This window comes from Pantoea sp. LMR881, assembly GCF_027157825.1.
GTDB lineage: Bacteria > Pseudomonadota > Gammaproteobacteria > Enterobacterales > Enterobacteriaceae > Pantoea > Pantoea haifensis.
Genome location: NZ_JAPVOK010000002.1, coordinates 1,215,736 through 1,226,613, shown reverse-complemented (window position 1 = coordinate 1,226,613; position 10,878 = coordinate 1,215,736). Strand labels below are relative to the sequence as shown.

10 protein-coding genes are annotated in these 10,878 nt (G+C 40.0%); all 10 read right to left on the bottom strand.

What is annotated here, in order from left to right; translation table 11 throughout:
* Positions 1-91: 91 nt before the first annotated feature.
* Entirely contained in the window at positions 92-946 is an 855-nt protein-coding gene (locus O3W44_RS07600) for a hypothetical protein (RefSeq protein ID WP_269292592.1), read from the bottom strand.
* A 77-nt stretch (positions 947-1,023) separates the two neighbouring features.
* Positions 1,024-1,854, bottom strand: a complete 831-nt coding sequence (locus O3W44_RS07595) for a filamentous hemagglutinin N-terminal domain-containing protein (RefSeq protein ID WP_269292591.1) — start codon at positions 1,852-1,854, stop codon at positions 1,024-1,026.
* An 18-nt stretch (positions 1,855-1,872) separates the two neighbouring features.
* The gene (locus tag O3W44_RS07590; RefSeq protein WP_269292590.1) at positions 1,873-3,639 is read right to left on the bottom strand and encodes a ShlB/FhaC/HecB family hemolysin secretion/activation protein; all 1,767 of its coding nucleotides are present in this window, start codon (positions 3,637-3,639) and stop codon (positions 1,873-1,875) included.
* A gap of 2 nt (positions 3,640-3,641) precedes the next feature.
* Positions 3,642-4,610, bottom strand: coding sequence for a fimbrial protein (locus O3W44_RS07585; protein ID WP_269292589.1), 969 nt, complete (start codon positions 4,608-4,610; stop codon positions 3,642-3,644).
* A gap of 10 nt (positions 4,611-4,620) precedes the next feature.
* Complete coding sequence (locus O3W44_RS07580; protein WP_269294390.1) at positions 4,621-5,949, bottom strand: fimbria/pilus outer membrane usher protein; 1,329 nt, start codon at positions 5,947-5,949, stop codon at positions 4,621-4,623.
* Between the two features lie 44 nt (positions 5,950-5,993).
* Positions 5,994-7,145 (bottom strand): fimbria/pilus outer membrane usher protein, encoded by a 1,152-nt coding sequence (locus tag O3W44_RS07575; protein WP_269292588.1) that lies wholly within the window; start codon positions 7,143-7,145, stop codon positions 5,994-5,996.
* Between the two features lie 74 nt (positions 7,146-7,219).
* Positions 7,220-7,465, bottom strand: coding sequence for a hypothetical protein (locus O3W44_RS07570; protein ID WP_269292587.1), 246 nt, complete (start codon positions 7,463-7,465; stop codon positions 7,220-7,222).
* Positions 7,429-7,938 (bottom strand): fimbrial biogenesis chaperone, encoded by a 510-nt coding sequence (locus O3W44_RS07565; RefSeq protein ID WP_269292586.1) that lies wholly within the window; start codon positions 7,936-7,938, stop codon positions 7,429-7,431. Before O3W44_RS07565 ends, O3W44_RS07570 begins: the two co-directional genes overlap by 37 nt.
* 53 nt (positions 7,939-7,991) lie before the next feature.
* The gene (locus O3W44_RS07560; protein WP_269292585.1) at positions 7,992-8,576 is read right to left on the bottom strand and encodes a fimbrial protein; all 585 of its coding nucleotides are present in this window, start codon (positions 8,574-8,576) and stop codon (positions 7,992-7,994) included.
* A 577-nt stretch (positions 8,577-9,153) separates the two neighbouring features.
* Entirely contained in the window at positions 9,154-10,437 is a 1,284-nt protein-coding gene (locus tag O3W44_RS07555; protein WP_269292584.1) for a citrate synthase, read from the bottom strand.
* Between the last annotated feature and the right edge of the window lie 441 nt (positions 10,438-10,878).

Genomic DNA, 10,878 nt, shown 5'->3' with positions numbered 1-10,878 from the left:
CCTTTTTCTTTGTTATTTAAGGACGCAGTTTCAAGTTTAAGTTCATCTATGCCATGTATTAAACCCTGATTGCTGATGGTTTTATTGCTCGTTATTTTGGTTTTTTTGCCTGGACTGTACCAGTATTGCTCAGGTCGGAGGTGTTAATTTCCGCACTGTTTTCAGCAAGTAATAATCCACCATTGTCTATATTTCCCGCTTTAACCGTCATCGCATCATTTGCATTTATGATGCCTTTATTATCCAGTAAGCCACGATTATTTTTACCGGAAAACGTACGGGAATCAAGATAGCCAAGATCGATACGTATGTCTTTACCAGCCGTCAGACGTCCCTGATTAGACAACGCTGATCCTGAAATCGCTAAATCTGCGTTAGCAATAATTAATCCTTTGTTATTGATAGTATCCTTGATATCAATAACTAACGTTCCGTCAGTCAAGACAAAGCCTTCATTATTGAAATTGTCGGCTTTCAGATTGACGTTTTTACGTGAGTCAATAGTTCCTTTTTTGTTATTTAAATTTTTGGCTTTAATATCTGTTTCATTATTATTACTGTAGATTTGTGTGTCAGAGAGAACGGAGGCATCTGCCAGTGTTAAGCCATTTTTTTTGACGACAAAGCCCCCATTTTCAAAAACAATCTCTGCATTATCAATCGTGCTACCATTGTGATCAACTGCATAAAAATTTCCCGCTAATGTATACTCGCCACGCACATTGATTTGAATGGCAGGCACTGCGGTTGTACCTTCAGTTAAAGAAAGTATTCTTGCTGCACTCTGTAGCATGGTTCCCGCGTCAATAACAACGCGCCCGTTACGTGAAAAAACGTCAGCATTGATGTCAAGGTGTGAAAGGGCATTGATAACTAAATCATGCGCAGCATCGATACCACCAGATCCATGTTGATTGCGGCTTACCTTAATATTATTGCCTCGCAACGCAATGTTTTGCTGGCTGCCTAACGCAGCAAGTGTAAGATCGCCATCTGCAGAAATTTCAATACCTCTGCTGGCAATTATACTGCCGCTATGTTTAACCCCACACCGGATTCAGTGCTGATGAGCTGAATACGACCACCATACATTGAACCAAATTCGCTGGCATTGATCGCCAGATGGGGTTTATCCGCTGCACTATTGCTGCGAACCTGGTGAGTGCGATCTTTTAATGCGTAATCATTTTGGCCTGTTACAATTTTTATATCGGCATCACCACGTATTTGTCCATCAAGTGTTGCGGTTCGACTAATGAGATCAAAGTAACCCAGGTTATCGGTAGAAATACCGTCTCCATGAATACGAATGTCACCCTTATCTACAGCCAGGCGGAAGTTACCGTCAGGATCAGCAAGTAATTTACCTGTAGATAACGTAAGATTATTTGCATTGATCGTGGTTGCACCATTAACAGAAATGCCATTTTCGTTTGCAACAATAATGTCAGCCCGACGACCAAATACTTCCATAGCGCCGTTTAAATTTGTACCGTTTGTACCTGTCACTTCGCTAATAATAGCTTTAGCTTCGTTTTGTAATTGATGGTTTTTTAAGACAGAACCACCAATTTGAGTGACACCATCGACCATGCTGTTGTTAAAAACAACACCATTTTTGTCGACATTAAACTCATGGAATTTATTATGTGAGATTTCATTGCTGTTAGGATTAGCGATATTTATTTGCGGTGTACCATTGATCGTCGTATTGATTGTTGGCCCGCCTGTTTGATTAGGATCGGCAATCAAAGCAGCTTCGACGGGCAAAGATAGCGCACTGGCAATGCTCAGAAAAACGCGGTTAAACATAAATCTTCTGCTTTGGTATTTAATTGTTTTTTTACTTTTCATTTGAAAACTCCCGTATTGTTAAAAATTAATTCCAGCTCTAAAATAAAGGTTGTAGTGATCGATGTTGTTATTTTTTAATGATTTTGGCTTAGTGACTGGCCATCCCGCTGTTAACGATGCAGTAACGAATTGGCTATAAAAATTAACCCCTATGGCGCTGCCTGACATATAGTCACGTTTGCATTGGTTACTGTTTACAGCACAGTTCCTTTTGGCAAAACCCATATCGAATCCAACAAAAGGAGAAATTGAGCGCAGTGAATATTTATAAATATTGACAGGGAAGCTCAGTGTTTGAGAAATATAAGAGGCATTTTCTGCCATGACATTGTCATCTTTATATCCTCTTATGGTATATTCATCACCTAAGCTATATCGCGCATCACTTACCAAAATGTCGGGAGAGAATTGAAATCCACTGCTTATGGCATAATTAATAGCAAATCGGCCATTTTTCGTGGTGTATATATCTTTAAACCAGTTAAGTGTTCCGTTATATTTTTTGTAGTTGAGATCGAAGCCAGCGAGATCGGGATCGTCCTTCCATGCTGCGCTAAACCACGGAATGCCGAAAGTAACATTGCCATCGATATATAACCAGCCATCGTATATCTGTCCAGTGTAGTTGAGACCGCTATTGAACTGAGCGTATTTTTTACTGCTAACATTAATTACCGTATTTTCAATTTTGTTTAAATTTTCTCTTCTTTCTGTTTTTACGTAGCCGGAAAATTTACCTGTAGCATTGCGATAAATAAGGCGACTAATCTTAAGGCTCGTTCTTTTTGAATTCCCATCAGAGGAATAACTACCGAAATTACCTTTGATTTTGCGTTTGTAATATGATTCATAATGGTTTATATCAAATAGCCAATAACCCAATGGCATAGAATAGCTTAAGTTTTTCGATTTTTGTCTGTCACGCGAAGCGTCTAAATCATTCCATGCCTGGAAAAAGCTTATCGTATCATTAAAACCAAACAGATTTTTACCCATAATATTTAACGTATACTGATCCCATCCTGAATCGTGCGTTCCCGAATTGTTTAATCCTAAAGATAATGAAAGCGGAAAAAAACCTTGCGTGATAAGGTCAATATTTGAATATCCATCTTTAACGGTCGGGGTGATTTTTAATCCATCTTTTGGCGAAACACGTAACAAGTTATCGAGAGCCTGATCAACATCCTGAATATTAATTGGTTTTTCTGTCGAAAATGGCATAGCTGAAAATAAGCGTTGTTTATTTCTCCAGCTCGGCGTATCACCATTAACACTAAATGCGTTTAATTTTCCCCATAATACTGAAAAATGAAGTGTTCCATTTTTTAGATTGCCAGGAATTATCGTCACTTGGGTTGTGGTGTAACCTTTCGCGATGTAAAAATTATTTAGCTCTACTAATAATTTTAATATTTCATTTTTGCCCATATTTGTATTGATGTACTTATTAATAATGGTCGTTCTCTTGGGTGAGAATTCATATTTTTTATCATTATCAACAATTATTTTAGTAATATGGAATTTCAGCTCGCTGTTTTTACCGAGCTCTTCTAAAAAAATAGCACTTCCCGTTTCCTGTTGTTTTTCTTGAAACTCTTTTTCTCTTTTTAATTCACGAGAAATATTATTTTTTTCACGCTCTCGCTCTAATAACTCAACTTCACGCTGTGACTGGCTTTGATAGTTATCAAATGCACCCGCTATATCCGCTGCATTTACAGAAGTTGTAATTGATAGCAAACTGAATGAAATAAAATGATAAATAATTTTGTTTTTATTCATAATTAATTCAACTCAAAAGAATAAACCAACGTTGCGTTTATGTTGCCTGGTGTTGCTCCCGCGAGCGGTAAAAGCCTGGCTTCTAATCGCATCAACGAAGAGTCAGTAACTATATTAGTTCCAACATTGTAAGCATTGTTATAAGGAATAAACTGGTTCAGCTTTAATGGCATGTTATTATTTGTCAGCTTAACAGCCATATTTCTCGCATCATATAAATCGCTGCGTGTGGAAATTATTCCATCTGCATCGGTATAACCGGGTGGGAGAGTTCCTTCAAATTTAACTTTTACTGCTGTTTCCGTAGGGCAGTTGAGATTGACCGAAAAGTTTTTACTAATTCCCTCAAATCCAGGTCGGCTAATTTGGACAAAATTATATTGCCCTAAATCTATCGTTTTATCTTTTTGCTCAACATAGCAAGAATTAGATGTTACATTGACCGCTGTAAGTAAACGTATCCGTAGAAGTTCAAAGTTATCGTTTGCATTAACATTTGATTCGACAATGATACGCGCCATTTCGCCTGAATCAATTACCCCTGAACGTATATCTCCTGTTTTAACTAATTCAACTAAAATGCTATCAGCGCCCTGATAACAATTACCTGAGCAGGGAAAAGTGGCTGGGATCCAGGCGACGTCGTTGCGAGACATGGGCCATTTAATGCGTACACCTATACCAGAAATACTGGTTGTATAGACGTTAGGAAGCGTTGTTTCTGTAGCGTTTGGTATTGTCAGCATACTTTTCAAGCTTGACGCTACGTTAACGCCACATGAAAAATTCAATTCACCTGTATTAGCGGTAGCTGTAGTAAGTGTATCTCCAATTTTTTCTTTACCTGATATTGTAATATTGGGGATATTAATCAAAACAAGCCTCGCTAAACTGCCTGTACACGCAGAATATGCAGGTTTGAACATTAGAAAAAGCACTAAACTCAAAAAAGAAAGGAGAATTTTTTTCATATAAATCCTTTTATGCTTTACACAGCATGGTTTTGACAGAACTTACAGAATCGGCAGCGTTAATATTTTCTGCAGGTGCAATGCTACATCTATTTCCCTTTGTCGTTTCGATATTGATAATGGTTTTAGTATTAACGCTGTCCAGTGTTATCATTCCACCCTGACCAACAATACCAATGTTATTGCCATGAGTGTCATAGGCGATTGAGCCGTAAGGTATGACGTTTTTATTTACATCCATTAGCTGATACATCACGGTATTTATTTTTTTAGCTGTAATGTCAATTTTCAATGCTGCATGTTTCGTAGGTACTACTTTATACTCTTGAATATTTACAACTTCTTCGTTACTTGACATCTCATCGAAGTTGAAAGTGACATTGTTATAGATATAGGGGGTAAGAGAAGGCAAAATACCGTAACCGTTACTATTGATTTTCTGGCCGGGATAATTTTCGAGTTTCTCACCAACTAAATCAGGAGCGTGTATGATGGCGAAGGTATCACCTAATTGTGCTGATGCATTTAATCCACCTGAGTGCAGGACAAAACCGCCGCTGCTATATAGGGCTGCACTGTATCCGTTCAAATTTTGCGTATACGACCCACCCATGGATATTTTGGGTGCGGTGTAACCCATATTCATACCAAATTCTGTATTGTTTTTACTTGATTCACTAAAATAGCCACCGTATGAAAGAATGTTTTCTTTGCCGGTAGAACCATTAAGGCCAACCCTTATATTTGAAGACTGGCTATTAAAGCTGGCGGTGGTGTTTAAATAGGGCTTGTCACCATTTCTTGTGCCGAAAGGTACAGAGAAGGAGAGGTAAACAGTATTATCGATGTTACCGTTGATATTGAAGGTTCGCGACAGGGCGAGGCTGTAGTTGAGACTTCTATAACCATTGTTGTATCCAAGTTGATAAGTGGATTGATTAGACGTAGCATTATTCGTTCCGCTCCAGACTTGTCCCCAGATACCGTTAACATAAAAACTTCCCCAATTATCTGAAAGCTGCTGGGTGATGCTGGCTTCAATACGATTTTTAAACCGATTTCTTATCGTGCCACTTTTCCCTTGTTTCTCTAAATCAAACTGACGTGCGGCATCGCCCACTGTATAAAAATCTGAACTGGCGTAGCGATAGCCAATAACACCAAAGTTGGTTTTAGTCTCTTCAAGATACTTAGAGTAGGTAATTCTAAACGCCATTTTGCAAAGGGAATCACAAGCCTGCATACCTTTGGCATTGTAAAACGATCGTTGAATATCAAAACCAAACGCACCTATAGGGGTATTCAATGCTGTTCCTGCAAGTAACGAGTGATATTTGATCTCTGGTGAAGCCTGCAGGCCGCTATATAAAGTGAATAAGCTATTTAAACCCTGTTGCCGGTAAATTCACTGATGAAAGGTTTGATATGCAGGCTGGAATCTCGAAGCAGTCCTGCATTAACAGCAAATTTCTTATAACCTGGTCGCAATAAACCGGGTACTGAGCTGTTGGGTACGCTGTAAGTTTGGGTCGCCCCATTCGCTTCCTTTATGGTGACATTCAAATCACCACCAAAACCGGTGGAATAAAGATCCTCAATAATAAACTCGCCTGCGGGAACGGTACGCTCATAGAGCACATTCCCGCCTTGTTTGACGGTAACAAGGGCATTGCTGTTAGCATAACCTCGGACGACAGGAGCAAAGCCACGCATAGATCCGGGTAACATCTGCTCATCCGTTGCTAACTTGATACCGCGCAGATTCGTTGTATTGAACAACTCCCCTGAAGTATTCAAATCACCGATGAGCAAATTCGCTTGCAAGGGCGCAATAGCGCGTTCGGCATAAGCTTGCAGATGCGAAAAGTCATTACCATTATTGTCATCGAAATTCCAGCTATCGAACGTGTTAAAGCGCCACGCGCCTAACCGCATCGTTGTTTGAATGTTCGCATACGCATATTGCGCAGAGGTATTATTCCTGAATGCTGTCTGGCTACCGCTAAGATTATATTTAACCGATAACGCATCGGTACCTTCATCCCACATTTTTGGGCTGACGTAATCTTTAGGTAGGTTATTCTGTAAAGCGTCAGCAATACTAATTTCTAACGATTCATCGTCATAATTATATTTTTCTGACAGGCCGGTTAAGGTGTCATTTATGAAATAGCATTCATTTTTTTTCCATTCGACGGGAATGATTTCGTCTTTAAGGTTGCTCCCAAGTAAAATATTACCAGGAATACATGCTTCAAGTTTGTTTTTACCGGTGTCTTCTAATCTAATATCAAAAATGCCAACTTTTTTATCGTTTATCAGTACGTCTAATTTATATGTCCCTGGTGTAACTTGATTGTTGGCAATAATGTTAAAGTCGATGTGTGAATCATCAAAATAGAGAAAGCGGTTGCTGAATTTGGCATTGTCATTTGTGCTTTCTTCTTTCTCAGATGCAGTAGATGCGTTCCCGTTTATGCTGTTAATGAAAAATATACAGCAAGCAACGCCAATGCTTTTTTTTATAGTTTTCATAATTAATTCTACTTAATTCCATTGATTGAAATGGACATTGATGCTGGTGATATAACTGTTCCGTAATTAAAGAATTACAATTGGTATTGCTGGTGAACAATTGCACCAATATCTGTAATAAATTTGTAATTAAGGTTGTTTAAGTCGGTAGGCGGTGCAGTTATTTTGAATGATTCTTCTGAAAAAGGTTTAACCATTCCGCCAGTTAATGCCGATTTCGTCTCTTCTTTACCTAGCCAGATTTTTGTAAAAGAAACATGAAAGGGTGACGCATTTTTTGCGGTTAAAGTATATCCTGATGAGTTTTTTTCAGTTCCCATTTCAGGTTTTGCCCTGCTTCCAGGGGCGTACCCTTTAAACCAGCCGGTCTGTAAAACAATTTAAGTCGCATACGAAAGGCCAGTTTCAGCTTTGTCGCTGCATCGTCTGACTGGGCTTTATTTTCACCAGGTATTTCGAGTGCGTTAAACCAAATCAATGATTCTCTGTCAGTAGCATAGCGTTGTTTCGATTCGGGTAAGGGAATAATGCGAAATGATTTAGTTTTATTCCCTGAAATTTTTGCTATTGGGGGCTGAATAACAAAAGGTAAATTTTCTTTTATCGTAAGTGACTCATTTTTTTCATCAATCCAAAGTTGCACCATTGCCGCCTGGGGATCCAGGTTTGATATTTTTAAGGTTTTTGGCGTGTCTGGATGAACGATGATTCGGGTTCCCTGAATCTGTATTCCTGCAAATGCGTGAAATGATAAAATCGTGCTTATAAAAAGGACAGCTGATGCAATTTTCATTTTCAACCCTGTGAATTTTATAATAGAGAAAGGGAGGGGCTCCTCCCTTAAAATTAGTTATATTCTATGTCGTAACCCAGGGTTGATAAGACTTTACCTGGGGTGGCTGCGGCGGTGGCAAAATATTGCGCAGAATAATCAAATTGTGCTGCGTTATTGGCGATGGTGACTTCTTGGTGTTTTTCTGTTGCGGCGTTGTTAAGGTTAATAGGAGATTTATCTTTATTTAGTAGACGGATTTGTGCGTTATTAGCCTTTTCGACGACTTCAATATTGGTAAGGTTACCGTTAACGGAATCAATCGGAGTCGCTGCAAGGGCTTTAAAGCGTACATTGGCGACAATGTCATTCGCACAATTGGCGCCGGAAAGCTTAATAAAAAAATCTGTTGTGCCTGCAGTCTTACCCGCAGAGTCAAGTTGTGTCGGCGAAACCATTGGTAAACGTACAGTAAAATCTGCTGATGTTCCTGATGGATTATTAATATCGCCACCCGTGATAATACAAGTTGCATCGCTCACGATACCTGTAAAGGTAATTGTCCCCCTTCCTGAACAGTCGTTGCGGCACTTACACCTGCCGTTTGAATGAATGCCGCTGTACAAAAAAATAAGTGCTAATTTTTTTCTTTTACACATATACAACTCCTTTTGGTTAGAAATGCCAATAATGTTTCAGCAGATAAATTACGACCTGAGATTATTATGTGAAGGAAAGACAGGTGTGCCAAGAGATTATGTGTTGATATAAGATCTTTGAAATGAGATACGGGAATTTAAACTTCTTATTCAATATATAAGAATTAATTTATTATATATCAATAAGTTAGATGGCTTGTAAATTTGGATTTTAACCGGCCTGCTTGTTATCAGATAATTAATAATCTTACTAAATAAGAGATTTGTAATATATAACTGCTCATTTGAGTTATAGCGTTTAACACATTCGCTTTACATTTTCCCTTCATGATTAGGTTGGCATTGGTGCGATTACCTGATTTGTGAGTGATATATTTCCGGCTGTTATCAGGTGAGAGCGTTGACACGTTTGTTATGAAGAATACAATTTTTTACAGCCTGACGATGTGAAAAAATAAGGGATTTAAAGTAATCAAAATGAAAATTTTAATGAGATGCATTTTACAGGGGCAATAAAAAAGGCATTAAGCGTTTTCATCGTCGCTTAATGCCTTAGTAATTGTGCCTGTTTATGCGATTAATTATTTAAATGAGATGTAAAAGGACGTTCTTCATAACCGGTATAGAGCTGACGTGGGCGGGCAATCTTCATGCCTTCGTCGTGCATCTCTTTCCAGTGAGCGATCCAGCCAACGGTACGCGCCATTGCGAAGATAACGGTAAACATTGACGACGGAATGCCCATCGCTTTCAAAATGATACCCGAATAGAAGTCTACGTTTGGATAGAGTTTGCGCTCGATGAAATACGGGTCATTCAGCGCGATATGCTCTAACTCCATCGCAACTTCCAGCAGGTCATCCTTCATGCCCAGCTCTTTCAGTACTTCATGACAGGTTTCACGCATTACAGTGGCGCGTGGATCATAGTTTTTGTAAACTCGATGACCAAAGCCCATCAAGCGGAAAGAGTCGTTTTTGTCTTTCGCACGACGCACAAACTCAGGAATGTGCTCAACCGTACTAATCTCTTCCAGCATACGCAGGCAGGCTTCATTAGCACCGCCGTGTGCCGGTCCCCACAGCGAGGCAATGCCTGCCGCAATACAGGCAAATGGATTCGCACCGGAAGAACCCGCGGTACGCACAGTAGAGGTTGAGGCATTTTGCTCGTGGTCAGCGTGCAGAATCAGAATGCGATCCATGGCGCGCTCCAGCACCGGATTCACCTTGTACTCTTCACAAGGTGTAGCAAACATCATGTGCAGGAAGTTACCGGCATAGGACAAGTCGTTGCGCGGATAAACAAAAGGTTGACCGATCGAGTATTTGTAACACATTGCCGCCATTGTTGGCATTTTCGACAGCAAGCGGAACGCGGCGATTTCACGATGGCGTTCAATATTGACATCCAGCGAATCGTGATAAAACGCAGCCAGTGCGCCAGTTACGCCGCACATAACCGCCATAGGATGCGAATCGCGACGGAAACCGTGGAACAGGCGGGTAATCTGCTCATGAATCATAGTATGACGCGTTACCGTTACCCGAAACGCTTCAAACTGTTCTTTGGTTGGTGCTTCGCCGTTCAACAGGATGTAACACACTTCCAGATAGTTAGAGTGGGTTGCCAGTTGATCGATAGGAAAACCGCGGTGCAGCAGAATACCTTCATCGCCATCAATAAAGGTGATTTTAGATTCGCAGGACGCTGTAGAAGTAAAGCCGGGATCGAAGGTAAACAGGCCTTTAGAGCCAAGGGCGCGGACATCAACTACATCCTGGCCCAGCGTGCCTTTTAGCACATCCAGTTCAACAGGCGTATCGTCTTGTAGGGTTAGCGTCACTTTTTTATCTGTCATTTTCGTCTCCATAGCGCCTTATGTAGGTAAGGATCTTTAGACACCTAAAACACGTTCATGTTGCGGTTTGGCAAAACTTCACAAATTCACTCTGCGTTAACAATCGGGGCAGGGTACAGAGTGAGAGGCGCATATTAAAACAGGCACCGTAAAGCCATGACATGCTGTATATCGCGGTTGTTAAAGATCCGGTCTGGACATAACTTCTTGGTAACCAATAACCTGATGCTTGTTGGGGCTCACGCTCGCAATGTTACATAACTTGAGCTTAGGGGAAAGTGTATCCCCATAACTTTTGTGCATCATAGGGGTTTGTAGCGATAGTTTGTAACTGAATTGTTTAACTATTGTCAAATCAGATAATTAAATTTGTATCATTTGTGAAAATCGTGAGTAAGATCACTGTTCGGCCGAAATGTTCCCAAAGAGTTTGTAGGGGAA

Excerpts from the sequence above, each read along its gene's own strand:
- O3W44_RS07595 (WP_269292591.1), bottom strand. The coding sequence starts at position 1,854 with ATGAAAAGTAAAAAAACAATTAAATACCAAAGCAGAAGATTTATGTTT.
- O3W44_RS07590 (WP_269292590.1), bottom strand. The coding sequence starts at position 3,639 with ATGAATAAAAACAAAATTATTTATCATTTTATTTCATTCAGTTTGCTA.
- O3W44_RS07585 (WP_269292589.1), bottom strand. The coding sequence starts at position 4,610 with ATGAAAAAAATTCTCCTTTCTTTTTTGAGTTTAGTGCTTTTTCTAATG.
- O3W44_RS07575 (WP_269292588.1), bottom strand. The coding sequence starts at position 7,145 with ATGAAAACTATAAAAAAAAGCATTGGCGTTGCTTGCTGTATATTTTTC.
- O3W44_RS07570 (WP_269292587.1), bottom strand. The coding sequence starts at position 7,465 with ATGGGAACTGAAAAAAACTCATCAGGATATACTTTAACCGCAAAAAAT.
- O3W44_RS07565 (WP_269292586.1), bottom strand. The coding sequence starts at position 7,938 with ATGAAAATTGCATCAGCTGTCCTTTTTATAAGCACGATTTTATCATTT.
- O3W44_RS07560 (WP_269292585.1), bottom strand. The coding sequence starts at position 8,576 with ATGTGTAAAAGAAAAAAATTAGCACTTATTTTTTTGTACAGCGGCATT.
- O3W44_RS07555 (WP_269292584.1), bottom strand. The coding sequence starts at position 10,437 with ATGACAGATAAAAAAGTGACGCTAACCCTACAAGACGATACGCCTGTT.